We start from the raw sequence: 26,864 nt of genomic DNA, 5'->3' as shown, positions 1-26,864 counted from the left end.
TATGGCCGAGATGTCAGTGGGACTGAGCTGCCCCGCCTGCGGAGGCGCTCTGAGCATGGACGAAGGGGAGGACACGATCAACTGTCAGTATTGCGGCTCCACCCTCTTCGTGGAGGGCGACAGAGGCGTGCAGACCATCGCTTTCAAGAACAAGCTCACCCGCGAGAACGCCATCCAAACCTCCGAGTCCTGGTGGAAGCGGGGCTGGAAGGCTCGGGACCTGAAGCGCACGGGCAAGACCGATGAGGTCTACCCCATCTACCTCCCGTTCTGGTCCTCCACGGCCAGGATCGCGGGCTGGGTGTGCGGCTATGAGGAGAGGAGGCACACCGGACCGAAAGGTCAAGTATATGTGGAAAAGGTGCCCAAGGAGATCATGGTCCTGAGCGACTATCGCTACTCGGCCATCGCCTGCGACCCAGGCGACCTGGGCATCAAGACCTTGAAGAACTTCAAAGGTGAGCGGGCGTTGGCCGATTTCGACCTCATCCCCACCTTCGAGACCACCACCAGCAAGGACGATGCCATGAAGGACGCCAAGGAAGCGGCCATCGAATGGGGCCGTTCCAACGCCCACGTGCCGCACATCACCTTCGAGCGCCTGCACGCCTTCCCCAAATCCATCTCCATCATCTACTATCCGATATGGGTGATGCGCTACTCGTATCGCAAGCGCATGTACATGGACACCGTGGACGGGGTGACAGGGGAGCTGCTCTCCGGCCGCGCTCCTGGAGACCCGTTGTTCCAGAGCTTGGCCATCACGGCCGGTTCGGCCGTGGGGGGCATCGCTTCCGCAGGAGGATTGCTCCTGGCGGCCTTTTCTGCAAGCCAGGACTCAGTTTATCTCGCAATCGGAGGTATCATCCTGGGAGCGGGCGTGCTCTATCTCACCTATCGCTTCTTCCGCCACGGATCGGAGATAATCGAGGGCGAGTTCTCGGACCGTCAGAACGGAAGCGGTGATTCGACAAAGGACCTGAAGGATGTGGCTAGACAGTTGGGCGGACAGTTCGGGGGGAATATCTGATGCGCGTTGTGCAGGTGAAGTGCCCTTCTTGCCAGAACCCCATCCAGATGAAGGTCAGGGACCGTCTCTTCTATTGCGAGAACTGCCGCACGATGCACATACGGGACGGTGGAGTACAATTGGTGGACTTTGAGATAGGTGATTTCGCCAAGGGTGCGCCGCTCGAGAACCGTGTCTACGTCCCTTTCTGGAGGCTCTACTGCAATTTCGTGATCAATCACATCTCCAGTTCCGGAGGAACGGCTTTCAAGCTCTCCAACTGGGTCAGGGGAGGTCCACAGGAGAACAGTGGGGATATCTTCGTCTTCGTGCCCGCGGGGGAGTTCGATCCCGGAACGTTCCGAAGGCTGGCCACGATGATGACCGCCAACCCTCCGCGCTATGCCTCTCGTCTGGACTTCGGCAACGTCCCACGCTTGCCGGCCTCCGTAAGAAAGGTGGAGGCGGCGGAACTGGCGGATTTCGTCGTGGTGACCATGGAGGCTGAGAAGCCTGGCGTGCTGCAAGACCTCGACTACACCTTGACCGTTCGAGATGCTCGAATCGTCTACCTACCGTTCTTCACCTCGGTGTCCGGTCTCGTGCCTGGATTCTGATGGATCTCAGGCACTCCAGATGAAAGATGAGAAAAGTGCCAGGGTGTCCCTGGCTAGGCAAAAGATGGATGGGTCCCGTCGGACTACACTCGGCCCCCGAGCTTCTTGTGACAGAACCACCAGTCGTAGCAGTTCGGGCCCTTCTTCTTCTCCATGGCGTTCTTGACGTCCCGTGGCGGAGGCACGATGACCTCGTCCCCGATGAGTTCGTTCCTTGGCCATCCCTCAGGCATGGAGACCTTCTTGGCATCCGAGGTCTGCAGCGCCTCCAAGGCCCGGACCACCTCATCGATGCTCCTTCCCACTTCCTGTGGATAGTAGATCATGGCGCGTATTATCGACTTGTCGTCCATGATGAAGACCGCCCGGACCGTGTTGGAGCCTTTTCCGGGATGGACCACGCCCATCTTCTTCGCCAGTACTCCATTGTCCGCGATGATGGGGAACTTCACCTCGCAATCGAGGTTGTCCTTGATTCACTCCACCCACTTGATATGCGAGAACACCTGGTCGATGGAGAGACCGATGAGCTCGCAATCCAGTCTCTGGAACTTCTCATACCTCTTCATGAAGGCATAGAACTCGGTGGTGCAGACTGGAGTGAAATCAGCGGGGTGGCTGAATAGCACGAACCATTTGCCCTTGTAGTCATCAGGCAGTTTCTTCATCCCATGGGTGGTCTGGACCTCTACCTCAGGGAACTTGTCACCCAGAAGGGGAATGCCCATTCTTGCGTCTTCCTCACACATATTCACACCTCGCAATGCCCAAGCACCGCGGCCTGATTTCATTCGAGGCGGCATTATTTAAGAATTGGCAAGGCGTTTCGGTTTCAGCTGGAGCAGACCTTGCTGAACAAGGCAACGCCAGAGAGGAACGTTCAGTGATCTCAGCTAGGAAACCAAACATGAAGAGGCGATGAGATGATCTCGAAGAAAGCGGAATCCGCCATTCGAGCCTTGCGCTCCCACGCAGATGCACGGAACGTAGAAGGGATGGCCCGATACGGGATCGTTTCTCAGTGCGTCCTCGGGATCCCCATGCCGGCCATGAAGGCTCTTGCCAAGGAGCTGGGCAAAGACCACGACCTGGCGGAAGAGCCATGGCAAAGCGGCATCTACGAGGCGCGCATCCTGGCGGCGATGGTGGACGATCCAAGGAAGGTTGCCAGGGAACAGATGGAGCGCTGGGCCCTGGACTTCGACAATTGGGGCCTATGCGATGGCGTCTGCAACTGGCTTTTCGATCGCACTTCTCATGCCTGGGAAGTGATCCCGGACTGGTGCTGCCGCGAGGAAGAGTACGTCAAGAGGGCGGGCTTCGTACTTATCGCTCAGAGGTCCGTTCACGACAAGAAGGCAGAGGATGAGCGATTCCGGGCCTTGCTTCCGCTGATCAAGGAGGGTGCGAAGGATGAGCGTCCAATGGTCAGGAAGGCGGTCAATTGGGCGCTTAGACAGGTGGGCAAGCGCAATATCCGTCTCAACACCGTGGCAGTGGAAGAGGCAAAGAAGATCGCCGCCATCGGCTCGAAGGGCGCCAGATGGATTGCCTCAGATGCTCTCCGAGAGCTGCAGAGCGAGAGCATTTCCAGGCGCCTAAGGGAGCGAGCTCCCCGGCAACAGTGCCAATTGTCCTAATACCCTCGATCCCACTTCCAGCTCCCTCTTCACGCCCTTGACTTGAGTCGGTTCATCTGTACTCTTTATGTTTCAGGGACAAGAAGTCATCGATGAATCTCGCTCTTTCCGTTGACCGAAGAGCTCAAGAGCCAGGCAGCGATAGCAGGCCTGATGCCTAACCTGAGCGTGGCGGTCATCGGACCGGTGGACTTCGCCAAGGACCTGGGGAAGAAGGGCACATCCAGCGACATCACCCTCTACGATGTGAAGAGGGGGGAGGACACGGTCAGCTTCATCGAGGCGACCATGTATCCGGAGCGCCTTGCACCGTTGTACTACACTTGCGCCATCGCTGACATGGCTCTGCTGGTGGTCGATCAGATAAACGCCCAGTTCGGCGAATCGCTCCTCATGCTGGACGTGCTACAGCGCCATCGTGGCCTGATACTTCTGCGCAACTTCCTCACCAAGGAGCAGCTGGCACCGATGATCAAGGGCACGGTGGCGGAGAACTATGCTTATGTTGATGGCGACCTCGTGAAACTGCGCGAATGGTTATTAGATGAAGCGGGAAAAGCGACCGCCCCAGCTCCGTCGTCGGCCGGTGGTTCCGTCCCCATCGACCATTGTTTCAATGTGAAGGGCGTCGGCACGGTCGTCCTGGGGTTGGTGGCGCGCGGGGAGATACGCAAGCACGATACGCTCAAAGCCCTACCTGGAAAGAAGGAGACTCTGGTGCGATCGGTCCAGAAGCACGAAGACGATTTCGAGATGGCCGTTAGCGGAGACAGAGTGGGATTGTCATTGAAGGGCGTGGACTCGGACGAACTCGACAGAGGGTTCGTGCTCACCAATCAATCGGACATGAGATGCGACCTCATGATAAAAGGAAAAGCGGAGCTGATACGCTTCTGGCCCACGCCGCTCAAAGAGGGCATGGTGGTCCATCTCGGACATTGGATGCAGTTCATACCCGCCCGGGTGGTCGGGGTCGAGAACGGAGCTGACTGGCGACGGCCGATGCTAGAACTCTCCCTGGAGAAGGAGGTCGTTCATCCTCCCGGCGCAAGGGGGGTGCTCATGCACATGGAAGGTGGAAAATTGAGGATCGTGGGCACGGTCGAGCTCGCATAGGACGAACTATTGGTGCGCTGGGCTCGCCTGGTTCAAGAGCCATGGAATAGGGAATCGTCCAACAGAAACAGACAAATGATTCAAGAGCTCATGCTACCTTGAACCGAACGGACCGGAGGTGATCATGTGGATTTCGAGAAGTACATCGTCGACCTGAACGCCAAATGCGCCTGCGGCTGCATGGACGGGAAGAGGATACACAAGATCTACCGCTTCCCTAACGGATACGGTGCATCGGTCGTAGCTAGTCCGAAGGCCAAGAGGATCGAGGTCGGTGGTTTTCGCCTGTTGGTCATCCATTTCGAGAGCGACCCGCCGGAGAACGCCTATTGCGTGGACAGGACCACGCCGGTCACGGACGACGTCCTGGAGTGCGGTTCTTGGCCAGAGGTCGAGAAAGGGCTGGAGCGGGTATTCCGGCTTTGACCAGGTAGCGGAGTCCCGCCTTTCTTGATCCAGGACGAAAAACGGAAATGAGTTGTCGAAGGGGTTCAAGGAGCGCTTATTCCTCCAAAGCGGCCTCCGCGCCGGAGATGACGGTGCGCAGGACCTGGAGGCGTGAGATGTGTTTGTCGTTCGAAGGGATAACGTTCCATCGAGCTTGCGCTGTGGAGGTGCGCACCAGCATTTCGTCCACCGCCTCCTCGTACTCTCTCCATTTCGAGCGGTTGCGCCAGTCCTCAGGAGTGATCTTCCATTCCTTGGTCGGATCCTGCTCTCGTTCGCGGAAGCGGCGAAGCTGCTCCTCTTGGTCCACCTCGAGCCAGAGCTTCACCAACGCCACATCGTCGTCCACCAGCATGCTTTCGAACTCGTTGACCTCCCGGTAGGCGCGGGACCATTCGGCGGCGCTGCAGAATCCCTCCACCCTCTCCACCAGCACCCTTCCGTACCAACTGCGGTCGAAGATGCTCATCTGCCCTTGGCTGGGCAACCCGTCGATGAAGCGGTGCAGATAGTGATGCGCCTTCTGCTCCTCCGTGGGGGCGAAGACCGGCACCACCCTATAGGCACGGGGGTTCAGTGCTTGAGCCAGTCTCTGGATGTCCCCTCCTTTTCCGGCTGCGTCCCAACCTTCGAAGAGGACCACGAGCGACCGCTTCTGCTTGAACAGCTGACACTGCACCTCCCCCATTTTCTTCTGCAGGTCATCGAGGACCTCCTTGTAATCCTCGTCGGACACAGACTGCTGAAGATCCATTTTTGTCCGAGGGCTATGCTTTCTCCAGTCTCTCTTATCCGCAGCATCGGGACCTTTCAAGTTGCCTTCAGGTCGCTTCTCGCTCAGGCCCTTTCGGACCGAGCTCACGAAGGTCCGCATCGACTTAATGGTCGCGTGGTGCCGGTCGTCTGCCTCGACCATCGTCCAAGGAGCAAAGCTATTGTCTGTCTCACGGAGAAGCTTCTCGAACCTGGCCAAGTGCTGTGAATAATGCCTACCGAGCTTGGATGTCGAATCTAGAGCCTCGCATCCTCCGTCTTTATCCTCTTTCACCCTTTCCTCGCTCATGTGCAGGAAGAGCTTGACGATGAGAGCGCCATCCTCCGCCAGCTGCCTCTCGAAGCTGGCGATCTCGGCGGCCGTCCGTCGCAATTCGGCTTCTCCCTCTCGCTCCTGCAGCGCCCGTCCATACCAGCTGCCGTCGAAGAGAGCGATCCTGCCTTTCTCCGGCGTCCGCAGATAGAAGCGATACCAGAAAGGCCGCTCCTTCTCCTCCTTCCCTGGTTCATCGATGAAATGGTAGTCGAAGCCTCGAGGGTCCAAGGCCACGACGAATCGATTAATGGTCCTAGCTACTTCTCTTGGTCCCCAACCTTCGAAGACCAGGATGATGGGCAGCCGCGCGTCGCGGGCCGCTCGTTGCACTTCGCCCAGCTGTAGTCTCAACGCCTCATGCTCCTTTCGATACTCCTCCTGTCCCATTTCCTTGGACAGATCCAGTTTCTCGAGCATTCCTAGCCTCTTTTCTCTTTGAGTCTCTCGGCCGCGGACTCGGTCTGCATTCTATTACCAGCGAAGCTGAGGCCCCAGAGCAGCACAGGATAGAAAACGAGCCTCTCCATGCCTCCAGGACCGAGCCCCAGGTCCGTATGCAAGGCCGTCAAGATCAGGGCCAGGACGCTCACGAATCCCAGGAGCATCGAGATCAGCGACAGTGGGTGTGTAAGGAGCCGGTAGGACCACAGGGCGGCCAGGGCGGAGAAGAAGAAGGCCAAGAAAGCGAACAAAACATGAGGAGCGCCAGTGTTCTCATTGCACACGCCCACGCCGATGCCTCCGACCCCGGCGATGATGATGAACACTGGAAAGAGCGCTTTGCCCATGCCTCTCAAATATAGGAGGCCGGCGGTCAATGAGAACAACCCGAAGGCGATGATGGAAAGGGTGAAGATGGTCCTCGATGGCTCAGGACCGACCCCCAGATCACTGATCATGTTCTTGGAGACGCTGTAGTCCGGAGAGAGGAACTCCGCCACCAATAGAAAAATGGCGAACTGCATCAACCCTAGGAGAAGGTACAAGTTGGGATCTCGGATATATCGCATGGACCGACATGCCCGGAAAAAGACAAATGACTTCCGATTGATTCTTGTCATCAAATCGCGTCTAAATTTCTTGCCTTCTTTCCGCACAAGGCCCGAATTGAAGGCTCATGAATTTCGAAACAATCAGATTGAAAGCATCGTAGTCCCATCTGGATAAGGAGCAAGCAAATGGGAAAAGGAGGCATGCATTGCAGCGCGTCAGGTTCGACGACATGACCGAGGCGGAATTCCAGGATTTCCGACGCCAGAGCATCGAACGATATGCCCAGGAGAACGTGAAGGCTGGATACTGGTACCTGGAGGATTCCCTTCAGAGATCGGAGGCCGAGAATACGAGGCTATTGCCAGAAGGGCTGAAGACGCCCGATCACCACGTCCTGGTGGTAAGGCATGAGAGTACTGGCGTTTCAGTAGGCTCGATCTGGCTCAAGGTGGACCGGTCCGGTCCCGTTCCTTCCGGCTTCATCTATGACGTTTTCGTGTACGAGGAATTCCGGAACAAGGGATACGGCAAGGCGATCATGTCAGCGATCGAGGTGAAGGCTAGAGAGCTCGGCCTGCGCACGCTCTATCTACACGTGTTCGCGCACAATCCCGTGGCCATGCGCCTCTATCAGGACTCAGGCTTCGAGGTGGGAAGCTTGAACATGAGGAAGCGCATCGGCTGAGGGGTAACTGCCTCATCAGCCCCGCCCAGAATGGAACTACCTTTTACAAGAGCGAAGAAGAGCACTTCTATCCGGCAGACCATCCGTGTCCCATGGATGCTTTGCTCTCAATGGGTCTTCTTGCCGGGTCCCTCACCACAGCCGGGTTCGTGCCCCAGATCATCAAGGGCTATCGTACAAGGAAGATGGATGATGTCTCCCTCATCATGCCAGTGGTCTTGGCCGCGGGGATGCTACTATGGCTTTTCTATGGGATCGGTCTTAATGACCTCCCCATCGTCCTCTGGAACGCGGTGGCATTGGCCCTCAACCTGGCCATTGTCGGACTGAAGCTCCGTTTTCGCGGAATTGCCGTTGGGGGTCCGCAATAGCCATCGGATCATCTTTCCTTGATGAATCCATCGTCAGGAGAAGGTAGGGGATATGTCTTGTTCAGTATCGGAATGCCCTGGTCTGCCCTCAGAAGGGCATTTTGAGGGTCGAGCCAGTGAGAGGAAGTGGGCCCAAGGAGATTTGGAGGGCCTTTCCTCACTGGATAAAACGAAAAGGGCCCTTTTTGTCGAATCCCTTGTCGGGAGGATACCGGAGAGATAAGCAAACCTTTTACCCTTTTTCTTGATAACAACCTATAAAAATGGGAAACTTCTACTAATAAGGGGACTTACATTTGTAGGTTCTCTATTCAAAATTCAGTTCCTCATTGGGAGGGGGAGGTGAATAAAGGTGCCAGTAGTAACAATAGATTTAATAAAGGGAAACATCAGCAAAGAGGCAAAATTGGAGATGATGAAGCGCGTTTCTGAGGTGATTGCAGAAATTGAAGCCCGCCCGAATCCTAAGGAGAACATGCTACCGTTTGTATATTGTATCATACGGGAGGTTGAGTGGGGGGACTTTGGTAACAATGGTGTGCCAATCACGCCAGAATTGCTCGGCGCAGTGAAACAGGGAATGGTCCATATAGCTATTAAGCAACACTGAATCTCTCATTCCCCTTTTTCCTTTTCTTAGACCGGAACCGAAACCCCCCTTTTAACCACCCCCTCAACCGGGCAATGTATCGGATCAAGTACCGGGATCAGTACCGCACCTTCAACCGAGACAATGATGAGAGGGGGGAGGTAACCTAACCTGAATAGACCCACATCGAGCCCGCAAGTGGGGGTGTATCCCATGGAAACCTCCACTTCTTCTTAATCCTCAGGCTGAGAGATGAGCTGAAACACGTTATCCTATCCTTAATAAAAGTGCCTCTTATCCGCATGGCCCATTGACTAAGGCTTCTTTCTTCCACTCCTACGGAACAGTATGAATCCGCCAACGCCAGCAATGGCAATAACAGTGATAATGACTCCGATAGTCCCAATACCTAGGTTAGTGCTTCCGTTCTTCTGGTATATCCATGTGGTGTCAACACTTAGGCTGAAAGCCTTGGTGTAGTTGTACCAGAAGTCTCCCCGCTGGTATGTTGCTTTGACATAGATTGTGTTCTGTCCTGAGGATAACTGGGCGGGAGTCTCGGATCTCCAGTTAGGTCCTTGTTTCAAGGTTGAGAAGAAAGTGAAATTATCTTGACTATAGACGATCCATGAAGCATTCTCATCGCAGATACCAGTCAACTGAGGGGTGAGATCGTTGATCGTGCTTGCGGCCTTCGGTGACACCAGACCGATATTTGGAGTGAAGTCCAGACCGAACCCCGTCGTGACTGTGAATTGCTTGAAGTATGAATAGGAGAAATCGCCTCTGACATATGTCGCCATCGCATAGACTGTATTTTGTCCAGAAGTAAGATGGATCGATCCGGACCATGAGCTTCCTTGCTTCTGAGCATTGACGAACGTGATGTTGTCCTTGCTCAACGAGACTGATGTGGCGTTATCATCGCACGTTCCAGTGACCGTCGGACTTAGAACGTGAGTGATGCTGCCCGGGGCCGGTGAGACCAACTCAAGGCTTGGCTGAAAGTCCAGGCCAAAGCCAGCATTGATAGCAAATACCCTTGTATAATTGAATAAAAATTGTCCGCTTTGGTAACTCATTTTTACATATATGTCATTCATTCCAGGTTGCAGAGTGATTCCACCTATCCAGTTCGTCGATTGTTTTGTCGTGGAGGTGAACGTTACATTGTCCGTGCTGAGCCTTATGGTAGTAGCATAGGCATCGCATGTTCCAGATAAACCCGGATGCAATGAATGAACAGTACCACCTGGTACTGGAGATAAAAGGATGATCTGAGGGGTCGACCAATTTGCCCAATATGTTACGATGGCAGTATTCATTATATTGTGGTTTGTCCAAGAGAGCGAATAATTGCCTTGTATGTCCGCAACGAAGCCATAAGATTCTGATACATCGTAGGTGTGAGGATAATAATAATGGATCAAGCCGTTGGGTCCGTTCAATGAGAACTCCAGATAGTCGTCCGAATACCAATGATAGGTCACAACGGTACCGAGTGGAATTCCTGTGAGGTTCATATGGTGGGTTTCATCAACGTTGAACTCCGGTGAGATGCCAGAAGTAGAGCCTGCGCTTACGGAAGAAAATGTTGCTGGGACTGCGAATAATGCAAACGCGATCAGGAGCCCCAGGACAGCCGCTTGTCCTTTGCTCATTGTTCTCCCCATAATTTCTAGTTGCTTCAGGTGCTTAACCTTTGGGGTATGTCCAGTCCGATTGTTCCTGACCGTTTTGGTTGAAAGTCACCGTTCTTAAGGCCATCTCACCTGGCTCATCTGGAGGTTGTAGACGAAGGCTGAGCATACGAAAGTGATCAGGCCGAGGCGATGCAAAAGCTCGCCCAGTATAGAAAGTCCCTAATTGTACCCCAAAAGGTACAAAGTGAAATTAGCCAGAGGGAAGAGTGGGCCCAAGGAGATTTGGACTCCTGACCTCCCGGTTATCAGCCGGGCGCTCCAACCAGGCTAAGCTATGGGCCCCAGTGAAGCGGAGGAATACCTGAGTCCACTTAAAGGTTTTGTCAGCGTGTGGCTGAGGCTCGCCACGCTTATTACCAACCAGTTCAATGTCGCACGGGATAGGAATGACCGGCGGCTTGAAGAATCGGGGCAAGACGAGGGCGGACGTCGAGGAGCGCAGGAAGGCGGTGGAAGAGCATTCGGGCTGCAAGCTCGACTGCATCTCCTCCTATACGTTCGAACCCGAGCTGGCCGAGCGCAACATCGAGAACATGATCGGCACAGTTCAGGTGCCATTGGGCTTCGCCGGGCCGATAAGGGTGAACGGCGACCATGCCAAAGGCGAGTTCCTGGTGCCCATGGCCACCACCGAAGGCGCTCTGCTGGCGACCGTCAACCGGGGCTGCTCCGCGCTCACGGCGGCGGGCGGGGTGAACGTCATCATCATCAAGGACGAGATGACCCGCGCTCCGGTTTTCAGAGTGAGGGACATACGCCATAGCCGAGAGGTCGCTGCCTGGATCGACTCCCATTTCGAGGAGATCAAGCGAACGGCGGAATCGACCACCAAGCATGGCAAGCTCCTGTACGCCAAGCCATTCGCCGCTGGTCGTAGTCTATATGTCAGATTCGGCTACGATACTGGAGATGCCATGGGCATGAACATGGCCACCATAGCCACCGATCTTGCTTCGAGACTGATTGAAGAGGGCACGGGGGCCAAGCTCATCTCCGTCTCCGGCAACTTCTGCGTGGACAAAAAGCCCTCGGCGGTCAACTACATCCTTGGACGTGGAAAGTTGGTATTGGCCGATGCTCGACTGTCACGCCAGGTGGTCGAAGACAAGCTCAAGACCACCCCGGAGATGGTGGCCGAGGTGGCTTATCGCAAGGTCATGATGGGCAGCGCCATGTCCCTCGCCTACGGCTTCAACGCTCACGTGGCGAACATGCTGGCGGCAGTATACATCGCCACCGGGCAAGATCCGGCCCAGGTGGTCGAAGGGAGCATGGGCTTGACCAGCGCCGAGGTCGTGGACGGCGACCTGTACATCTCGGTCCGGCTTCCCTCCCTAGAAGTGGGAACGGTGGGAGGAGGAACGAAGCTGCCATGCCAGAGCGAAGCGCTCTCCATCATGAATTGCCTGGGAACCGGCAAAGCGAAGAAATTCGCGGAGATCGTGGCCGCCGTGGTCCTGGCAGGCGAGCTTTCCACGCTTGCCGCTCAAGCCACCGGTCAGCTGGCCAGTGCGCACCAGGCACTTGGCAGATAATATAAATACGCTCAAGGGGATGGCGTGAAACCATGCCAGTCATCACTTTCAACTACCGGGACCTGGTCTCCCTCCTAGGAAAGGAGGTGCCTCCGCAGGAGCTCATCGACACCATTCCCATGATGGGCGCGGACTTCCACCATTACGACGAGGTGGGGGAGGAGATGGGCATCGAGTTCTTCCCCGACCGGCCGGACCTTTTCTCGGTGGAAGGGGTGGCGCGCGCTCTGCGAACGTTCCTGGGCTTCGAACGAGGACTGAAGACCTACCCAGTGGAGAAGTCTGGCATCAGCATGCGCATCGATCCGTCCGTGCGAGAAGTGCGCCCGTTCGCCGTTGCGGGCGTGGTACGTGGCGTGACGATGAACGATTACCTAATCCGCTCCCTGATGGAGGTGCAGGAGAAGCTGCATCTGACCATGGGAAGGAAAAGGGAGAAGGTATCCATCGGCATCCACGACCTGGACAGGGTCACCCCGCCGTTCGTTTACAAGGCTGTGATCCCAGAATCCATCTCCTTCGTGCCTCTGGCCAAGGAGGAAAGGATGAATTTGCGGGAGATCCTGCAGAAGCACGAGAAAGGCATCGACTACGCCTTCATCCTGGAAGGGAAGGACAAGTACCCGATCATCCTGGACAAGAACAAGAACGTGCTCTCCTTCCCGCCCATCATCAACGGCACGCTCACGGCCGTGACCGAAAAGACGCAGAACTTCTTCATCGACGTGACTGGCACCGACCACAATGCCGTCTCGGGTGCCTTGAATATCGTGGCCACGATGTTGGCCGAGCGGGGAGGGATCATCCAGAGCGTCCGTTTGACGGGCATGACGCGCATCACCACGCCCAACCTGAAACCGGCGAAGTGGGACCTGGAACAGAGCTACTGCAATCAATGGCTGGGATTGAACCTCACCACCCAAGAGACGGCCGCCTGCCTGGAGCGCATGGGATACGCCGCCAAGCCATTGAAGAAGAAGCTGAAGGTGCAGGTCCCCGCCACTCGCACGGACATCCTGCATCCCGTGGACCTGGTCGAGGACGTGGCCAAGGGCTACGGCTACGCCAAGTTCGGCAGCAAGCGACCGGAGGTGCACTCCCTTGGCGCTGAGCGAAGGATAGAGCGCATCTCCGACCTGGTGCGCCAGATGATGGTCGGCTATGGCTACTACGAGGTCACCACCCTGACATTATCGAGCGAAAAAGAGCAGTTCGAGGGCATGCGCCTGCCCAGGGCGGAAGTGGTGGAAGTGCTCAACCCCATCAGCGAGGACCACACCTGCCTGAGGATCAACCTCATGCCTTCGCTGCTGGCGGTGCTGAGGAAGAGCAAGCACCGGGACCTGCCGCAGCGCATCTTCGAGGTGGGCGATGTTCTCGTAGGAACGGCCAGAAGGCGCAAGCTGGCCGCCGTGGCCATTCATTCCAAGGCCTCGTTCACGGAGATGAAATCCCTGCTGGAGGGCATCATGAGAGATATGGCGCTGGAGTTCTCTTTGGAACCTTGCAGCCTGCCGACGTACATCGAGGGGAGGGCAGCCCAGGTATACGTCCGCGGAGAACCGATCGGGCATTTCGGAGAACTGCATCCCGAGGTCATCGTCCGCGCGGAGCTTGGATACCCCATCGTGGGATTCGAGCTGGACCTGGAGAAGGCCCTGGAAGGGAAGCTGGAAAGGATCGTGTGAGCGCTTCTCTCTTATACCGAGAAGCACATCGTGCGCTCGAGCCGAGGTAGCTAAGCCCGGATCACGGCGCCGGCCTTGAGAGCCGGTGGTGCTCTGCACCACGGGAGTTCGAATCTCCCCCTCGGCGCCAGCATTTCCTTCGCTAGATTTATATGCGGTCGGCCCAATACTCATCTGCCTTAGCTGGCTGGGATGGGGTCGTCACGTGCAGGTACCGTTACCGTGGGGTCTATTGCGCGCATAGGTCCGTGGACGCGAAGCATTGCGTGGGCGAGGAATCTTGCTCGATGATCTCTCACGAGCCAGGTGAGCGCCGACACCACCATGACTGCGACCGGGAGCAGTGGTTCGGTCTATATTGTGCCAAGTACCAGCGCTTCTACTGCGCGGGAAAGGAGAACTGCACCACGGTGGAGGGATACATGCAGCACCTCACCAACTACAAGCAGTCGCAATGGAGGCCTTAGCATGGAATGCACCTACCTGGATTTGGAAGGCAAGTGCAAAGGCCCCTACAACGGATTCGGATGCATCAAGGAGATGTGCACGGCGGAGAAGACGACGGTATGCGAGTTCAACGAGCAAGGCTTCTACTGTCGCAAGTTCCGTCGCTTCGAATGCATCGGGATCGGCAACTGTGGGTCGTTCGAGGACTACATGCAGTTCGTCGATCGGAGACAGAAGGGCGCTCAGCCTTCGAAATAGAGCTCCTTTCTTATCCGGGGGACCATGGCGGCCACCACCGCCTGCTCGGTGAGTTCTGACCTCGGCAGAAGGCCGTGAGTGAGGTAGCCTATCGCCCCTACCCCTCGCCCAGTGCGTTCCTGGCCATAGAGGTTTTGGAACGCCTCGCCTATCGTGCTTCCATGGCGCAGGAGCGCGGCGACCTTTGGAGGATAGCAGAATCCCGACCCATGGCCGATCGTCACCCTATCCATCTTGTCGGCCACGGCGCAGAACTGCACGTCATACAGCTCTCCCTCATGCTCGAAAATGCCCGCTTCCACGCCTACTCCGTAGTCGTTCCGGCCTAGGCAGCGACGAGCTCTCTCCACCGCTCCTCTTTCGACCTCTTCCCCCCAGGGCTCAGCTGGAACGGAGGCAGAAACGCGCAACGGATACATCTTCACCTCGCCGTAGATGCGGCGCATGACGTTCTCCACCGCATGCACTTTGACGGGGTTCTCCGATCCAACGGCGATGCGCATCGGCCGCAGCATCCTCCCGTTCTCGTCCACCTCTCCCTCGAGGATGCGAGTGGAAGATATCGGCACGCAATCATCGGCCAGGACGTACTCCACCCGGAAGACGCGCAGAGGGGGCATTCCCAATGCCGTCCTTTCCTTTGCCAGCCGGTCAGCCTCTTTATATGTTTCGGGCGAGACCACCAAGCCCTGCAATGTGGGATCGGAGAGCAGCGTGCCTTGAGGTTCGTCTATCGGTTGCACGGTGAAAGGCTTGCCTTTTGTGGCAGCGTACTCCTGCACCGCCAGCATGCGCTTCTCCAGCGGTGATGACCTGGCCTTGTGCCGGGAGGTATAGGCATCGGACGTAAGCCCGATCGCCACCTCGTCGCCAACCTCGAAAGCCTTGTCCAGCAGCGCCCTATGCCCGCGGTGCAGGACATCGAACGTGCCGCCAACGCCCACTTTCATATAGATCATCTGAGCCCTATGAAGACTATCATGAGGATCAGGATCATGAAGCTGAAGACATAGAGCATGAGCAGCTGCCGTTTCTTCTTCTTCATCTGGGCGTCCGAGGTGCCCGTGCACTCAACGGAACAGAAGTTCTCCTTGCCGATGAAGGCCTTGCCACACTGGCGACAATGTTTGTGCTGCGGTATCTTCTCCGTCATCCGAGACGCCTAATCGCTTCAGGCCATAAAAGGCTTCTTTCTCCAGCATCGGAGCTTCGGACCTCCGCACGGTTTTTATCCTTGGAGCTGCCAATGCTTCTCTCAGGTGCTATAGCTATGGAGGTCAGGGAACTAGCCAAGGGCGTGCATTGGGTGGGAGCGAGGGATTGGGACCGGAGGCTTTTCGACGGTCTGATACCACTGCCCCACGGCACCACTTACAACTCCTATCTGGTGAAAGGGGAGAAGGCAATAGCGCTCATCGACACCGTCAACCCGGGCTTCGAGGAGCAGTTGAAGGCCAAGGTGGAGACCCTCACCCCTTTGGACAAGATCGACTACTTGATAATGAACCACGCCGAGCCGGACCACGCCAGCGCCATTCCTTTCATTCTGGAAAGGAGCCCTAGGGCCAAGCTGGTGCTGACGGAGAAGGGGGCGAAGCTGGCGACGGCCCTCTACCATCCCCCGGTCGACCGCGTCATGGTGGTCAAGGAGGGCGACCGCATCGACCTGGGTGGCAAGACATTGCGTTTCATCGATGCTCCGTTCCTGCACTGGCCGGAGACGATGTTCACCTACCTGGAAGAAGATAAGATTCTCTTCCCCTGCGACTTCTTCGGTGCGCACACCGCGGCCGGGGACGTGTCCCAAGAGATAGTAGACTACGACTGGCTGGCGAAGACGTATTTCGGTGAGATCATGATGCCCTTCGCCAAGAGCGGCCGCAACGCCATGGATAAGCTGGATAAGCTGGAGATCAAGCTCATCGCGCCCAGCCACGGACCGATGCATGACGATCCCGGACACATCATGGGGCTGTACCGCAACTGGACCAACGGACGGACGGTGCGCAAGGTGGTCGTGGCCTACGTCTCCATGTGGCGTTCCACTCAACAACTAGTGGAGGCTATGGTGCAGGCCATGCTGGACCAAGGCGTCGACGTCCGGGTCTTCAACTTGGCCGAGTCGGAGGTCGCTTCCCTCGCCGGAGAGCTGGTCGACGCCGAAGGCATCGTGCTCGGCGCCCCGACGGTGCTGGGAGGGTTGCATCCGCAGGGGCTCTATGCCGCAGCCTTGGTTAAGGCGTTCAAGCCTCCAGCGAAGTACGCCGCCGTTCTCTCATCCTTCGGCTGGGGTGGGGGGGCGGTGAAGCAAGCCCTCGATATCCTCGGTCCGACGAAGATCGAGCTGTTGGGTGCGGTAGAAGTGAACGGCAGGCCGATGGAAACGGACCTGCAGAAGGCCGCGGAGCTGGGCAAGCTCATGGCGTCCAAGGTCAAGGAGCGGCCTCTGACCTAGTCGCTCTTCGACAGCCAGCGTCTGTCCAGTTCGTTGTTGACAGTGCTGATGCAGTGATCGGCGTGGTAGGAGGCCGGACCGAGGGAGATGATCTTCGGTTCGTACTTGAGCAGCATGCCCTCCTCCTCCAGCGTCAGGTCCTGGTCGTCGCCTAGGACGAAGGTCACGTCCTGCTCGAACTGGAACTCCCGTACATCGGTCCCGTCCTCGCGCAGGTACACGATCTGCTCGCCTTTCGGGACGAGGGAGAGCACGTCGCGATAAGAGCGGTTGGAGACGTAGATGCCCGGAGACGATCGCTCCTCCGCGGCCACCTTCTGCAGCAAAGCGTTCCGGACCAAGGCGGCCGTGCTGCGCTCGTCCGGGTTCAGATACTTCAGCTCCGATCCGACCAAGCGAACGGTCTTGGGAGGATGCGGCGGTCCCTGCAATATCAGATGGATCTCCGTATCTCGGCGGATGTTGTGGGAAAGGAAGAAAGCGGAATTGATGCAGCGGAGCAGGACATCCAAGCGCCCCGTTCCCCCGGCGAGGTCGTCTAGTTTGAAGTCGCCCGACGTCACCGCCCGATGTCCTATGACCACGAAGCGCCTCATGGCTTCAGCCCCATCTCCCCAGACTCGAACTGCTTCATCAGCTGCCGGCGGAGCTTGCGGTTGCCCATGAGCCCCTTGACCGCCTTCTTGCTGTCATTGTATTGGTGCAGAAGGGAGCGGACTTCCTTAGGGTCCACCCCTGCCCCCTTGGCTATGCGAAGAACGCGGGAGGACTTGATGAGGCGGGGGTTCTCCATCTCCTCGTCGGTCATGGAGTCCATGATGATGCGGTAGGTGCCGAGGCGCTTCTGCGACTCCTCGATGTCGATCTTGTCAGACATGCCCGGCATGCCGGGCAGCATGGAGAGCAGCTTCTTCAGCGGTCCCATGTTGGTGAGCATCTCCATCTGCTCGTACATCTCCTTGAGGGTGAAGCGCCCGGACATGATCTTCTTGGTCGTCTCCAAGGCTTCCTCCTCGGTCATCTGTTCCTTGGCCTTCTCCAGCAAGGTCTGGATGTCGCCCATTCCTAACAACCGAGATATGAAGCGCTCAGGATTGAAAGGGTCCAGGTCCTCCAAGTGCTCCCCGACCCCGATGAAAACGATGGGCGCCTTCGTCCGGGCGACCGCGCTCAAAGCCCCACCGCCCTTGGCCGTGCCGTCGAGCTTGGTGAGTATCACGCTCGTCACCCCGATCGCATCGTGGAACGCCTGGGCCTGCGGACCGGCCTGCTGACCGGTCGAAGCATCGAGCACCAATATGCGCTCGTTCGGTTTGGCGATCTCCGCCACCTTCTTGACCTCATCGATAAGGTCTTTCTCTAGCGCGTGCCGTCCCGAAGTATCGATTATGATGACGTCGCTGCCTTCGAAGTGCCTTATGCCCTCCGTCACTATCCGGGCAGCGTCCTTCTCCTCTTGGTTCCCGAAGACCGGCACCCCGATCTGCTCCCCGATCTGCCTCAGCTGCTCATAGGCCGCCGGCCGGTGCACGTCCGCGGCCACCAGGCCGACCTTCAATCCCTTCTTATGGAAGTATCGGGCCAACTTGCCGGAGGTGGTCGTCTTGCCTTGGCCGTAGAGACCGACCATCATGATGGTCTGTTTGGAGAGGGGCAGAGCCTTTTTCTCGCCCAACACCTTCACCAGCTCCTCGTAGATGATCCGCACCACGTGCTCCCTGGCCGCCATGCCCGCCGGTGGCTTTTCCGTCAACGCGCGGCGCTCGACCTCCTTGGTCATTTCGAGCACGAGCTTCACGTTCACATCGGCCTGCAGCAGCGCCCTCTGGATATCCTTGGTGACCTCCTTCACCAGCTTCTCGTCCACGCTGCTGGCGTTGGCGACCTTCTTCAGCGCGTCCCGCAGAGATCGCCCCAGGCCTTCAAGCACCACTATCGTTCACCTGCCACGGCAACCACAACGACAATAGATAACCTTTGTTCCTAATGAATAAGAAAAAAGGGGTGGGAAGGGCTAGCCTGATCAGAAGGGATGGGATGCACTCTGAAAACTAGCCCAGACCTTCCCGAGCCAATTATCTATATTGAGCTATTTAAAGATTGCCGAAAAAAGAGCTTAAAGAATGAAAACAAATGCTGGCCAATAGGCAACATTTGTTCAAATCAGGATACGGAAAGGGTTTGGGTAATGGGTTTCGTCTATAGGTAGCCAGACCTCTGCAATGACATGAGGTCATCGGTGCTGAGCTTCTCTCCCTTCTTGAACTTGTCGAAGATGTCCTCAGCCTCCTTCATGGCCTGCGTCTCTTCCTTCCTCTTCCGTGCCTTGCGCGCCTTCTGCTTAAGACCGGTGAGGATTTTGTCGAAATCATGCACTTGGCGGATGCTGTCGATGTGCCTCTTGTGCTCATCGTCCGCTTTGAGCTTGGTCTCGATGAACTTCTCCTGAGCCTCGTCCGCCTCCTTCCTCATGGCGTCCGCCTGCTCGTAGAGCTTGATCATCTCATCATGCTCCGTCTGCGCCTTCTCAGCGAGCTCGCCCACCGCTCGGTGGTTCGACTCGGCTTTCTCTTTGGCCTCGCGGAGCTCCTTGATGACGGAGCGGATCGAGTCATTCGCTTCTAGCTGCTTCTCCCGCTCCTTTATCAGCTTGTCAAGGTCCTGCATCTCCTCGATCAGTTCCCTTTCCTTCTCCACCGTCAGGGTGGAAGTCATCTGTCGGAACTCAAGCGCCTTCAGGTCCTTCTTCATCTTAGAAACAGGGGGGCCTTCCCGCGGCAGCTGAGTCTTCTTGAGCTCTCCCACCTTGTCGTTAAGCTCGTTGACCTTCTTGTTCCAAACGTCGCGCTCGGCTTTGACCTGGCGCACATGCACGTTCAAGGAGTCTCGGGTCTCGCGCTTCTTCGCGGCCTCTTCCACCAATGAACGCACTTTGGCGTTCAGCTCGTCCCGCTTCTGTACCCACTGCTTCGTCTGCTCGTTCAATTCATCACGAAGTCGTCTGTGCTTCTCCGCCTCGTTGTTGTTGAATTGTCGTTTTTGGTCTAGTTCCTCCAACAATTCCGTCATAAGTTCACGCTCAATCGCCTATAAGACACCAGTAAAGCAGCAACCACATAATGACCTCCGTTTATAACCCTTTCGGGTGGATGCGGTGGGAAGCCGTTCAAGCCAGGTGCTCGCCGAACGGCTCAGTCCTTGCTCCCTCGATCATCCTCATTCCCTTTCCCACTGTTCTCCAACGGGATGTCATGCCAGTCGGTGCCATACTGGTCCGCGCCCCCGGTCTTGAGCTCGAACTTGACCTTCAGACGGCCGTTCTCGAAGAAGACGTAGGCCGATTTGAGCATTGAAATGTAGTAGGAAACGCGCTTGCCCTGGCGGGAGAGCCTCCGTTCCGTACAGGTTAGCAGCCCTTCCTTCTCCAGGTCCCGAATGCGCCGGTAGCAGGCGGCGATGGGTATGCCGAACGAGTCCGCGATCTCCTGAGCGCACTTGGGGATGCGGATGGTGGCCACCAGGATCTTGACCGAATACTCGTCCGTGAGCAGCTGCGATGTTCGCAATAGGTCGACCCTGGTAATCACCCCCTCCGCCCCTCGTCAGGGTTCGGAGCTCCTCTGCGTCCAGAATCATCGTCCGCAATACTTAACCTCTAGCAATGGCCACCTGGATACATGATGACCGAGAATCCTCCTCACTCCGGTCGCAACGGGTCCAAACTGACCGAGAACTCGCCGTTCCTGAACGACAGCTCGAGGGAGCGAACGGCGCAGGAATAGTACTTCACCTTCTTCCCCCGGTAGGATTCGTCCTGCCGCACGCATCGGACCAGGCCGAGCCTCTCCATCAGCGCCACTCGACGGTACGCCACGGCGATGGGGATGTCGCACAAACGGCTCAGCTGTTGGATGGACCTCGGGCTTTTATACGTGGCCGACAAAATGCGCCCGGCGTAGTCATCCGCCAAGAGCTTGGCCGCAGTCCGCCGAGCTTGCTCCCCAGGCATGTTCCCTTCTAGGAGGTGGACTGATAAAGCATTTCTCGCCGGACTATCAAAACTGATACTTGACCCAGGTCCTGATCATACCATGGCTACGAGGTCCGGTGCGATCTTGCCCGTGCTCCGCTCGAAGTCCAGGTAGTAGTACTGCGTATAAGGCTTGATCCCGCACAGAACCACCGTCCCGGCCAGGCTCTCCAACCGGATGTGAAGCTGCGCCTGGTGCGCCAGCTGCTTGAGCGCTCCTGAGGAGGATGTTGCTTCGATCACGACCACATGACCGTTGCGCTTCATCGCCTCCACGTGCACCAGGACATCCGTCAGCGCATCCATCCCGTATGTCGCCTGCAGGGAGTCGAATCCGAGCAAGGATAGATAGGGCTCTTGCGCTGAGGAAAGCGCGTATCGCACGGTGTTGAAGCGGAGGTCCTGGGTGGCATCGCTCCCCTCCACCATGGAAACGAAATCGTAGCGGCTCTCCAGGTCAGCCTCCGCGTCCAAGATTCGTAGCCCACTGGAGAGTGCCTCCTTCCCGGCCAACTTCCGCATCTGTTTCTCCAGGACGGCGTAGTTGATGGCAAAAAGCGGGAACCAGACCACTCCCCGCCGCTTGCTCAGTTGATCGGCGATGAGAACGTGCTCCATGGCCTTCAAGAACTCCTGCGAGACGTCCTCGCCCACTTCCAGCAGGACCACTCCGCCTCGAGGCAAGCCTCCAAGGACGCCATCCATGCTGATGTTGCCGGTGGAGATGCTCTCCTCGTTCGGATCCTTGACCGGGAGATGCTTCTCCAGGTCCTCCGGGATCCGCAGCTGCAAGCTCTCTAGCACCCTCAATCTTCCATCAAGCAGTGTGAAAGGATACTTCCAACGGTCCACCCGTAGGCCGCGCAGCTTCTCCAGTACCAGCTCCCGGATGCGCCTGCCGCCCCTCTGTTCATTGTAAAGTCGCACCAAGCCATCGCCCAGATAGTCGAAGAGGCTCTTCTCCGACGTCTCCATGACGTAGGCGATGTTCGTGCCCGATTGCTCGACCAGGTCCTTCTGCAAGGTATTCATTATGCGCTGCCGTTCGATGCCATAATGCTCAGCCAGCGCGTCGATGCTATCCACTACTAGGAACGTCCTCTTGGGCAGGTTAGCCTCGACCAGGTCGTAGGCAAGCTCCAGCTCCGGCAGGATCGCTCCCACGTCGAAAACGATGGATTCCTCGCTCACCTCGGCGGAGAATGTGGCTACTTCCTCTCTGCCTATCTCCCCGCTCTCGATCTGGCCCTCTAGCTTGAGCAGCTCCGTGCGTGTGACCGTCTTGCTGCCCTCTGGTCCGGATAGCACTTTGAGCAGATCCTTGGCCACCCGTAGCTTGCCCTCGTCTTGTATCGTCTGAGCGTCCCTAGGGAACGTCTTCTTGGTCCGGGTGAGGAACGCCCGTCCCATACGCAGCACGTTGTTGCGCCGGGACTTCTCCTCCAGCCAGGGGAATTGACGGTATAGCGCTTCATCCGAGACTCGCATGGACATGTAGTAGTCCGGCATCTCCTCTGCTAGCTCCTCTATGAGCTGGAGCGCCAAGGTGGTCTTTCCCGTGCCGGCGTCTCCCTTGATGAGAAGGGAGTGCCCGCCAGGCGAACGGAAGAAGTTTAGCAGTTCGACTGGTGTCCTCCCTCTATAATCATCAACCATCTGCTTACCTTGGCAGAATATGACGCCGCACTGTTCTTAATCCTTTCTCGTTCATTATCATCCGTTGGCCTTGTCGCAAAGGTGCTGGCGCCCTCTTCGAGGGGAAAGAGGATAGACTTAAGGCGAGAGAGCCTGATTCGTTTGGCAGTGAACCTATGGTCGTCTGTCCCCTGGACTTCCGCTATGGTCGAGAAGAGATGAAGGCCATCCTGAGCGAGGAGAGCCGCCTGCGCGCCCAACTGAAGGTGGAGGGAGCTCTGGCGCTCGCTCTTGCGAAGGTAGGGGATATCCCTCTGAAAGATGCCAAGGCCATCGCCAAGGTCTGCCACTCCAAACTGGTGACGCTGGAACGAGTGAAGAGGATCGAGGCGGACACCAAGCACGACGTCATGGCCATGGTCCAAGCCATCACGGAGAAGAGCGGCCCAGCAGGACGATATGTTCATCTGGGCGCCACCTCCAACGACATAGTGGACACGGCCATGGCCCTGGAGATCAAAAGAGCGATGGCGTTGATCGAGAGGGATCTGACCCAGTTCACGTTCACCCTCGCCTCTCTGGCGGAGAGGCACAAGAACACGATCATGGTGGCCCGCACCCACGGCCAATTCGCCATCCCCACGACCTTCGGCTTCAAGATCGCCGGCTATGTGGCGGAGATGCTGCGTTTCCAGGAGCGTCTGAAGGAGGTCAGGAAGCGGGCGTGCGTGGGCAAGATGTCCGGAGCAGTGGGCACCGGGGCCGCCCTTGGCCGGAACTTCCTCAAGGTGCAGGACGATGTCATGAAGCAGCTCGGCCTGGGCGTGGAGGAGGTGGCCACCCAGATCGTGTGCCGCGATCGTTATGCAGAACTGGCATGCCTGCTTGCGCTCATCGCTTCAGCCTGCGAAAGATACGCCACCGAGGTCCGCAACCTGCAACGCTCGGAGATCAACGAGGTGGCCGAGGGTTTCGACAGAGAGAAGCAGGTGGGCAGCTCGACCATGGCGCAGAAGCGCAACCCCATGCTCTCGGAGAACGTCTGCGGCTTGGCTAGGATCGCTAGAGGATTCGCCATTCCGGCTATCGAGGATATGAACCTGTGGCACGAGCGCGATCTCACGAACTCGAGCGCAGAGCGTTTCATCCTGCCTCATTTGTTCGTGCTCACGGACGACATCCTGATCAAGATGGACGAGGTCTTCTCCGGCCTGGAAGTGCACGAAGGAAAGATGAGGGAGAACATCGAGAGCGCCAACGGCCTGATCATGGCCGAGGCGGTGATGATCGCCATGGTGGGTAAGGGCCTCGGAAGGCAGGATGCTCATGCCATCGTGCGCAAAGCCTCTCTGAAAGCGGAGATGGAGGGCGCTCATCTGATGGACGTGCTCCTAGTGGACAAGAAGGTGGCCAAGCTTTTCATGCGCGCGGAATTGGAGGAGGTCATGGACCCTGCATCTTACCTCGGCAAGGCGCCGGAGATGACCATGAAAGTGGTGAGGCGGGTCCGCTCCTCATTGAAGACAAAGTAAGAATGGCTCTCCATAGGGTTCACTGGAGTCACGGCAAGAGCCAGGGCCAATCGGACAAAAGGTTATATCCCGCTCGTTCATTCCCCACGCCAACGGGCAAGTAGATCAGCGGAAGATCGCCGCCTTCGCAAGGCGGAAGCCGGGGGTTCGAATCCCCCCTTGTCCACCATTTTCCTGGCTCACGCCAAGACTGCCCGACCGCGTTCTCGAGATCTTCAACGGCAAAGCAAAAGGATGGGGGTGATAGACCCCCCTCCCTTTGTTAGAAACCAGCTATGTTGGCGTGAAGCGGGGAAATCATGCGTTAAAAGGATATCCTTTTTAGGCCACATCCATTCTATATCACGATGCCTATGGCAGAAAAACCCCAGGAGAAACAGCAAGAACCGGCTGAGGACGTCATCCAGCTAATTGTGAAAGGTGTCATCAAGGATGCTGTTGAGGTATTGGTGGAGCAGAAGAACGACCCATGGATTGTCGCCAATCTAAGCGACGGAACCGAGGTCAGGATGCGGATTACGCTCATGAGGGCGTACCGAATCCTCAATGAGAACAACCCCATGTCCGGCGAACCGGCTTACCACTTTGAGCCGAATGTCCAGTTCAGCATAAGGTCGCCTGCGAGGTTGAGGAAACTTCCCCAGCTGAAAAAGCCCGATAACAGGGAGATCACGTAGACGACCCAGTCGTCCGTGTCGAGGTCGATGAGTTCATCGTTCTATCGTTCGAGCTCACGCGCTCGAACGTGCACGACAGCCAGATGTTCAGGCAGGTGTGGAGCGGTCTGCCCTCGAACGTGCAAGTGAAGCGGAGTCTGGCCGACTCCGCTTATCACGGGGAGGACTGCCTGCTGGCAGCTCGCCAGCATGGAGCTACGCCGCTCCATGGCATCAGGAAGAACGCTCGTGACTTTGAACGGCCGAAGAACTTCTATCAAAAGCTGGTCAACTTCGCGCATCACTGGCCGAACCGTTTCGCTTCGCTGTACGCGAAGCGCGCACATGCCGAGACGGTCTTCAGCATGATTGGAGCGCTGCTCGGATATCCTCTTCGATGTCGGTCGGAAAACGGTCGAAGAAATGAGGTTCGGGTCAAGCTCGCTCTCTTCAATCTAATTCAGCTGACCATGCGAAAGGAATTCTGGTCCTGAGACTTTTGCAACAGGGCCTACGAACTATATCAACTGACAAATGATGAGATAAAGATCGTAGAGGAAGAAATGCCAACGACTGTCAAATAAAGGTGAATTAATGTTGGCTCTGACGCTAAACTACTTATTCCATCGGATATGATGGTTAGCCAGTCGTTTCATTCTTATTACTCATAGGAAGGATTACTGGGGTTTAGCGTCAAAGCCTTCGTTACGGATTACTGGGGTTTAGCGTCAAAGCCTTCGTTACTTTCATTTCGTTTTTCACTTCCTCTTCCACCGGCTCACTTCCTCTTTCTTCACTTCCGGTTTCTTCACTTCCTCTTTCTTCACTTCCGCTGTCATTTCGTTTTTCACCCCCTTTTGTCTATAGTGTCATCGCTGATGACCGTCAGAAACTATCCCGTTCTCTCCCCCGCTCTCCCGCGCCTTCCGGAACGACCACGCTCCGAGCAGGATCAGCAGAACCCCTCCGGCGATGAGAGCAACGCCTGGCAACAGGGCGGAGCTGCCGCCGACGGCGACGAAGGCCCCGGCCAGGAACAGGCCACTGCCAATCATCATCAGCCATTCAATCCAGGTCCACACAGCCTGTCACCATCAAAGAAAGAACGGAAGAGGTTTGGCCTCCGGTCCTTTCGACTCCGTCAGCTCTCAGCGCACGCCCTCTAGGTCTGAGCAAGCGTGTAGGCAACAGTGACATGGTAGACGAAGCCAGCGCTGGCCGCAATGCTCTCCGTCGCCTTCGGCGTGACGGTGACCGTACCCCATCCGCAGTTAAGGCATTTCTTGCATCGCAACATTGATTTGTGACAGGCCGGACAGAAGATGTATTTTAACTGTATCGATTCTAGTGTCAAGTCATACCGCCGCCGCCGCTCCTCGGACTTCAATGAGTCACCGATTCTCTTAACAGCCATTTACTCACTTGTCCTTTTCGAACTCAGGCCCTACGCGCTACGCGCGAGACCGACAAGACCTTCCAGGATACCTTCTAGAGACCTTCTACAAGACCCTCTAGAAGACCTTCTAGGTGGCCTCGGCGGGCCTGCCTAAGCGATCGCAGGCCCGCCCTGCGAGAGGATAGCTTGCGGGCCGGCGCGCTTTCTCCCATCAGCCGCCCCCGTCGTCCTCAAGCCACTCAGCGAGCAGCTTCTGAACGAACACCCTGGTCCGTCCGTTGATGTACCACTCGACCTCGACCCGCCAGACCAGATGCTCGCCACGGTCGTCGGTCAGGTCTGGCTCGCCCCCGCCGGCCAAGGCGCCATACTCATGCATTTCCTTCTTGCAGGTGCCGCAGGGCACTGGCTCCTGCCACTTCTCCAACACCTTCCGACCCCCTTGCAGTTCGCCATGGTACCGACGAACTGGTAAGCGGTGCCGACCTGCTCGCCGTCGGCACCCACGAACAGGGCGGCGTGGGTGAGCTGGTACTTGGCGGTGCCGAAGATGTCCCGTTCGCCGTCATCCTCGATTCGTTTGTAGACCCAGCCGGTCTCGGCGTAGACCAGAGCGGAGTTCTCGAAGAACCCGTAGCCGATGAAGTGGATGTGCGGCCCCCACACCCACTTATGCCGCCGGCGGCACCACCTGGTATCGCAATTGGTGTCGTCCAGATGCTTGCGGCGTTCATCATGGAGGATGGCTGCACCGCCATAGACGCGGTCCTTGGCGTATCCGCGGAGGAGACGGTAGAGCTCCTCGCGTAGGCCGCGGCCACCATCCATGGCCAGCTTTTCCACAGGCCAGTCCTCCTGGGGCGGCGAGAAAACAATGTGCTTCGGCTTGCCCAGGCGGACGCCATTCCGCCCGTAGGCGTTGCGCAACCCTTTCAGGCGTTCCTCGATGCGATGGGCCGACCTGCCGGACGC

Annotated in this window: 33 protein-coding genes and 3 tRNA genes; 18 read left to right on the top strand and 18 right to left on the bottom strand. The window is 57.1% G+C overall.

Going from position 1 to position 26,864, the window contains the following annotated elements; all coding sequences use genetic code 11:
• The first annotated feature begins 1 nt into the window (after position 1).
• Together NT137_06945 and NT137_06940 are read left to right on the top strand one after the other, a co-directional pair.
• Positions 2–1,030: a hypothetical protein gene (locus tag NT137_06945; GenBank protein ID MCX6653069.1), complete on the top strand. Its 1,029-nt coding sequence runs from the start codon at positions 2–4 to the stop codon at positions 1,028–1,030.
• The gene (locus NT137_06940; protein MCX6653068.1) at positions 1,030–1,626 is read left to right on the top strand and encodes a hypothetical protein; all 597 of its coding nucleotides are present in this window, start codon (positions 1,030–1,032) and stop codon (positions 1,624–1,626) included. Before NT137_06945 ends, NT137_06940 begins: the two co-directional genes overlap by 1 nt.
• A gap of 83 nt (positions 1,627–1,709) precedes the next feature.
• Here NT137_06940 and NT137_06935 read toward each other — a convergent pair whose 3' ends face one another.
• Positions 1,710–2,078 carry a hypothetical protein gene (locus NT137_06935; protein MCX6653067.1) on the bottom strand — a complete coding sequence of 123 codons (369 nt, stop codon included), beginning with the start codon at positions 2,076–2,078 and terminating at the stop codon, positions 1,710–1,712.
• A 24-nt stretch (positions 2,079–2,102) separates the two neighbouring features.
• Positions 2,103–2,375: a redoxin domain-containing protein gene (locus NT137_06930; GenBank protein MCX6653066.1), complete on the bottom strand. Its 273-nt coding sequence runs from the start codon at positions 2,373–2,375 to the stop codon at positions 2,103–2,105.
• Between the two features lie 174 nt (positions 2,376–2,549).
• Between NT137_06930 and NT137_06925 the strand changes: the two genes are divergently transcribed.
• The 3 genes from NT137_06925 to NT137_06915 all read left to right on the top strand — a co-directional run bounded on the left by NT137_06925 (position 2,550) and on the right by NT137_06915 (position 4,808).
• A complete protein-coding gene (locus tag NT137_06925; protein ID MCX6653065.1) occupies positions 2,550–3,266 on the top strand; it encodes a DNA alkylation repair protein in 717 nt (238 codons plus the stop codon).
• Between the two features lie 111 nt (positions 3,267–3,377).
• Complete coding sequence (locus NT137_06920; protein MCX6653064.1) at positions 3,378–4,382, top strand: EF-Tu/IF-2/RF-3 family GTPase; 1,005 nt, start codon at positions 3,378–3,380, stop codon at positions 4,380–4,382.
• 126 nt (positions 4,383–4,508) lie between these two features.
• Positions 4,509–4,808 carry a hypothetical protein gene (locus NT137_06915; GenBank protein ID MCX6653063.1) on the top strand — a complete coding sequence of 100 codons (300 nt, stop codon included), beginning with the start codon at positions 4,509–4,511 and terminating at the stop codon, positions 4,806–4,808.
• 76 nt (positions 4,809–4,884) lie between these two features.
• On the opposite strand, the gene pap is transcribed toward NT137_06915, so the two are convergent.
• The gene (gene pap, locus NT137_06910; protein ID MCX6653062.1) at positions 4,885–6,336 is read right to left on the bottom strand and encodes a polyphosphate:AMP phosphotransferase; all 1,452 of its coding nucleotides are present in this window, start codon (positions 6,334–6,336) and stop codon (positions 4,885–4,887) included.
• 2 nt (positions 6,337–6,338) lie between these two features.
• Positions 6,339–6,905, bottom strand: coding sequence for a DUF998 domain-containing protein (locus NT137_06905; GenBank protein ID MCX6653061.1), 567 nt, complete (start codon positions 6,903–6,905; stop codon positions 6,339–6,341).
• Between the two features lie 212 nt (positions 6,906–7,117).
• Here NT137_06905 and NT137_06900 point away from each other — a divergent pair, with 212 nt between their 5' ends.
• The 3 genes from NT137_06900 to NT137_06890 all read left to right on the top strand — a co-directional run bounded on the left by NT137_06900 (position 7,118) and on the right by NT137_06890 (position 8,578).
• A complete protein-coding gene (locus tag NT137_06900) occupies positions 7,118–7,597 on the top strand; it encodes a GNAT family N-acetyltransferase (protein MCX6653060.1) in 480 nt (159 codons plus the stop codon).
• 92 nt (positions 7,598–7,689) lie between these two features.
• Positions 7,690–7,968 (top strand): SemiSWEET transporter, encoded by a 279-nt coding sequence (locus NT137_06895; GenBank protein ID MCX6653059.1) that lies wholly within the window; start codon positions 7,690–7,692, stop codon positions 7,966–7,968.
• A gap of 352 nt (positions 7,969–8,320) precedes the next feature.
• Positions 8,321–8,578 (top strand): tautomerase family protein, encoded by a 258-nt coding sequence (locus tag NT137_06890; protein ID MCX6653058.1) that lies wholly within the window; start codon positions 8,321–8,323, stop codon positions 8,576–8,578.
• A 293-nt stretch (positions 8,579–8,871) separates the two neighbouring features.
• On the opposite strand, the gene NT137_06885 is transcribed toward NT137_06890, so the two are convergent.
• Both NT137_06885 and NT137_06880 read right to left on the bottom strand, forming a co-directional pair.
• The gene (locus tag NT137_06885; protein MCX6653057.1) at positions 8,872–10,218 is read right to left on the bottom strand and encodes a hypothetical protein; all 1,347 of its coding nucleotides are present in this window, start codon (positions 10,216–10,218) and stop codon (positions 8,872–8,874) included.
• Positions 10,219–10,467: 249 nt separating this feature from the next.
• Positions 10,468–10,542: transfer RNA gene (locus NT137_06880), tRNA-Ile, on the bottom strand.
• 104 nt (positions 10,543–10,646) lie between these two features.
• On the opposite strand from NT137_06880, the gene hmgA reads away from it, so the two are divergent.
• From hmgA to NT137_06855, 5 genes are all read left to right on the top strand, one after another.
• Positions 10,647–11,795 (top strand): hydroxymethylglutaryl-CoA reductase (NADPH), encoded by a 1,149-nt coding sequence (hmgA, locus tag NT137_06875; protein ID MCX6653056.1) that lies wholly within the window; start codon positions 10,647–10,649, stop codon positions 11,793–11,795.
• Between the two features lie 32 nt (positions 11,796–11,827).
• Entirely contained in the window at positions 11,828–13,483 is a 1,656-nt protein-coding gene (gene pheT / locus NT137_06870) for a phenylalanine--tRNA ligase subunit beta (GenBank protein MCX6653055.1), read from the top strand.
• Between the two features lie 40 nt (positions 13,484–13,523).
• Positions 13,524–13,613: transfer RNA gene (locus tag NT137_06865), tRNA-Ser, on the top strand.
• Positions 13,614–13,731: 118 nt separating this feature from the next.
• Positions 13,732–13,950, top strand: coding sequence for a hypothetical protein (locus NT137_06860; GenBank protein MCX6653054.1), 219 nt, complete (start codon positions 13,732–13,734; stop codon positions 13,948–13,950).
• Between the two features lies 1 nt (position 13,951).
• Positions 13,952–14,188 carry a hypothetical protein gene (locus NT137_06855; GenBank protein MCX6653053.1) on the top strand — a complete coding sequence of 79 codons (237 nt, stop codon included), beginning with the start codon at positions 13,952–13,954 and terminating at the stop codon, positions 14,186–14,188.
• Here NT137_06855 and yjjX read toward each other — a convergent pair.
• Together yjjX and NT137_06845 are read right to left on the bottom strand one after the other, a co-directional pair.
• Positions 14,173–15,147, bottom strand: a complete 975-nt coding sequence (gene yjjX, locus NT137_06850; protein MCX6653052.1) for an inosine/xanthosine triphosphatase — start codon at positions 15,145–15,147, stop codon at positions 14,173–14,175. The genes NT137_06855 and yjjX overlap by 16 nt on opposite strands.
• Positions 15,144–15,341, bottom strand: a complete 198-nt coding sequence (locus NT137_06845) for a DUF2116 family Zn-ribbon domain-containing protein (GenBank protein ID MCX6653051.1) — start codon at positions 15,339–15,341, stop codon at positions 15,144–15,146. Before NT137_06845 ends, yjjX begins: the two co-directional genes overlap by 4 nt.
• Before the next feature lie 117 nt (positions 15,342–15,458).
• On the opposite strand from NT137_06845, the gene NT137_06840 reads away from it, so the two are divergent.
• Entirely contained in the window at positions 15,459–16,643 is a 1,185-nt protein-coding gene (locus tag NT137_06840) for an FprA family A-type flavoprotein (protein MCX6653050.1), read from the top strand.
• On the opposite strand, the gene trmY is transcribed toward NT137_06840, so the two are convergent.
• From trmY to NT137_06810, 6 genes are all read right to left on the bottom strand, one after another.
• Positions 16,640–17,239: a tRNA (pseudouridine(54)-N(1))-methyltransferase TrmY gene (trmY, locus tag NT137_06835; GenBank protein ID MCX6653049.1), complete on the bottom strand. Its 600-nt coding sequence runs from the start codon at positions 17,237–17,239 to the stop codon at positions 16,640–16,642. The two genes, NT137_06840 and trmY, sit on opposite strands and share 4 nt — an antisense overlap.
• Positions 17,236–18,576, bottom strand: a complete 1,341-nt coding sequence (locus NT137_06830; GenBank protein MCX6653048.1) for a signal recognition particle protein Srp54 — start codon at positions 18,574–18,576, stop codon at positions 17,236–17,238. Before NT137_06830 ends, trmY begins: the two co-directional genes overlap by 4 nt.
• 266 nt (positions 18,577–18,842) lie before the next feature.
• Complete coding sequence (locus NT137_06825) at positions 18,843–19,712, bottom strand: phosphoserine phosphatase (protein MCX6653047.1); 870 nt, start codon at positions 19,710–19,712, stop codon at positions 18,843–18,845.
• A 122-nt stretch (positions 19,713–19,834) separates the two neighbouring features.
• Complete coding sequence (locus NT137_06820; protein ID MCX6653046.1) at positions 19,835–20,230, bottom strand: winged helix-turn-helix domain-containing protein; 396 nt, start codon at positions 20,228–20,230, stop codon at positions 19,835–19,837.
• Between the two features lie 110 nt (positions 20,231–20,340).
• Positions 20,341–20,652, bottom strand: a complete 312-nt coding sequence (locus NT137_06815) for a helix-turn-helix domain-containing protein (GenBank protein ID MCX6653045.1) — start codon at positions 20,650–20,652, stop codon at positions 20,341–20,343.
• Between the two features lie 75 nt (positions 20,653–20,727).
• The gene (locus tag NT137_06810) at positions 20,728–22,329 is read right to left on the bottom strand and encodes a hypothetical protein (GenBank protein MCX6653044.1); all 1,602 of its coding nucleotides are present in this window, start codon (positions 22,327–22,329) and stop codon (positions 20,728–20,730) included.
• A 155-nt stretch (positions 22,330–22,484) separates the two neighbouring features.
• Between NT137_06810 and purB the strand changes: the two genes are divergently transcribed.
• From purB to NT137_06790, 4 genes are all read left to right on the top strand, one after another.
• Positions 22,485–23,840 (top strand): adenylosuccinate lyase, encoded by a 1,356-nt coding sequence (gene purB, locus NT137_06805; protein MCX6653043.1) that lies wholly within the window; start codon positions 22,485–22,487, stop codon positions 23,838–23,840.
• A 94-nt stretch (positions 23,841–23,934) separates the two neighbouring features.
• A tRNA-Ala gene (locus NT137_06800) sits at positions 23,935–24,009 on the top strand.
• Positions 24,010–24,193: 184 nt separating this feature from the next.
• Positions 24,194–24,517 (top strand): hypothetical protein, encoded by a 324-nt coding sequence (locus NT137_06795; protein MCX6653042.1) that lies wholly within the window; start codon positions 24,194–24,196, stop codon positions 24,515–24,517.
• 35 nt (positions 24,518–24,552) lie between these two features.
• Positions 24,553–24,990, top strand: coding sequence for a transposase (locus NT137_06790; protein MCX6653041.1), 438 nt, complete (start codon positions 24,553–24,555; stop codon positions 24,988–24,990).
• 375 nt (positions 24,991–25,365) lie between these two features.
• Here NT137_06790 and NT137_06785 read toward each other — a convergent pair whose 3' ends face one another.
• The 4 genes from NT137_06785 to NT137_06770 form a co-directional block, all read right to left on the bottom strand.
• A complete protein-coding gene (locus NT137_06785; GenBank protein ID MCX6653040.1) occupies positions 25,366–25,578 on the bottom strand; it encodes a hypothetical protein in 213 nt (70 codons plus the stop codon).
• Positions 25,579–25,658: 80 nt separating this feature from the next.
• Positions 25,659–25,793, bottom strand: coding sequence for a hypothetical protein (locus tag NT137_06780; protein MCX6653039.1), 135 nt, complete (start codon positions 25,791–25,793; stop codon positions 25,659–25,661).
• Between the two features lie 310 nt (positions 25,794–26,103).
• Positions 26,104–26,271, bottom strand: a complete 168-nt coding sequence (locus NT137_06775) for a hypothetical protein (GenBank protein ID MCX6653038.1) — start codon at positions 26,269–26,271, stop codon at positions 26,104–26,106.
• The gene (locus tag NT137_06770) at positions 26,226–26,819 is read right to left on the bottom strand and encodes a hypothetical protein (GenBank protein ID MCX6653037.1); all 594 of its coding nucleotides are present in this window, start codon (positions 26,817–26,819) and stop codon (positions 26,226–26,228) included. The genes NT137_06775 and NT137_06770 overlap by 46 nt, the downstream gene beginning before the upstream one ends.
• Positions 26,820–26,864 lie beyond the last annotated feature (45 nt).

The sequence above is a fragment of the Methanomassiliicoccales archaeon genome (assembly GCA_026394375.1).
GTDB lineage: Archaea > Thermoplasmatota > Thermoplasmata > Methanomassiliicoccales > UBA472 > JAJRAL01.
This window is presented reverse-complemented; position numbering and strand designations above follow the sequence as displayed.

Excerpts from the sequence above, each read along its gene's own strand:
- NT137_06840 (MCX6653050.1), top strand. The coding sequence starts at position 15,459 with ATGGAGGTCAGGGAACTAGCCAAGGGCGTGCATTGGGTGGGAGCGAGG.
- NT137_06930 (MCX6653066.1), bottom strand. The coding sequence starts at position 2,375 with ATGTGTGAGGAAGACGCAAGAATGGGCATTCCCCTTCTGGGTGACAAG.
- hmgA (MCX6653056.1), top strand. The coding sequence starts at position 10,647 with ATGACCGGCGGCTTGAAGAATCGGGGCAAGACGAGGGCGGACGTCGAG.
- NT137_06895 (MCX6653059.1), top strand. The coding sequence starts at position 7,690 with ATGGATGCTTTGCTCTCAATGGGTCTTCTTGCCGGGTCCCTCACCACA.
- yjjX (MCX6653052.1), bottom strand. The coding sequence starts at position 15,147 with ATGATCTATATGAAAGTGGGCGTTGGCGGCACGTTCGATGTCCTGCAC.
- NT137_06845 (MCX6653051.1), bottom strand. The coding sequence starts at position 15,341 with ATGACGGAGAAGATACCGCAGCACAAACATTGTCGCCAGTGTGGCAAG.
- NT137_06885 (MCX6653057.1), bottom strand. The coding sequence starts at position 10,218 with ATGAGCAAAGGACAAGCGGCTGTCCTGGGGCTCCTGATCGCGTTTGCA.
- pheT (MCX6653055.1), top strand. The coding sequence starts at position 11,828 with ATGCCAGTCATCACTTTCAACTACCGGGACCTGGTCTCCCTCCTAGGA.
- NT137_06925 (MCX6653065.1), top strand. The coding sequence starts at position 2,550 with ATGATCTCGAAGAAAGCGGAATCCGCCATTCGAGCCTTGCGCTCCCAC.
- NT137_06945 (MCX6653069.1), top strand. The coding sequence starts at position 2 with ATGGCCGAGATGTCAGTGGGACTGAGCTGCCCCGCCTGCGGAGGCGCT.
- NT137_06775 (MCX6653038.1), bottom strand. The coding sequence starts at position 26,271 with ATGCATGAGTATGGCGCCTTGGCCGGCGGGGGCGAGCCAGACCTGACC.
- pap (MCX6653062.1), bottom strand. The coding sequence starts at position 6,336 with ATGCTCGAGAAACTGGATCTGTCCAAGGAAATGGGACAGGAGGAGTAT.
- NT137_06815 (MCX6653045.1), bottom strand. The coding sequence starts at position 20,652 with ATGCCTGGGGAGCAAGCTCGGCGGACTGCGGCCAAGCTCTTGGCGGAT.
- NT137_06795 (MCX6653042.1), top strand. The coding sequence starts at position 24,194 with ATGGCAGAAAAACCCCAGGAGAAACAGCAAGAACCGGCTGAGGACGTC.
- NT137_06810 (MCX6653044.1), bottom strand. The coding sequence starts at position 22,329 with ATGGTTGATGATTATAGAGGGAGGACACCAGTCGAACTGCTAAACTTC.
- NT137_06825 (MCX6653047.1), bottom strand. The coding sequence starts at position 19,712 with ATGACGGAATTGTTGGAGGAACTAGACCAAAAACGACAATTCAACAAC.
- NT137_06855 (MCX6653053.1), top strand. The coding sequence starts at position 13,952 with ATGGAATGCACCTACCTGGATTTGGAAGGCAAGTGCAAAGGCCCCTAC.
- NT137_06940 (MCX6653068.1), top strand. The coding sequence starts at position 1,030 with ATGCGCGTTGTGCAGGTGAAGTGCCCTTCTTGCCAGAACCCCATCCAG.
- purB (MCX6653043.1), top strand. The coding sequence starts at position 22,485 with ATGGTCGTCTGTCCCCTGGACTTCCGCTATGGTCGAGAAGAGATGAAG.
- trmY (MCX6653049.1), bottom strand. The coding sequence starts at position 17,239 with ATGAGGCGCTTCGTGGTCATAGGACATCGGGCGGTGACGTCGGGCGAC.
- NT137_06780 (MCX6653039.1), bottom strand. The coding sequence starts at position 25,793 with ATGTTGCGATGCAAGAAATGCCTTAACTGCGGATGGGGTACGGTCACC.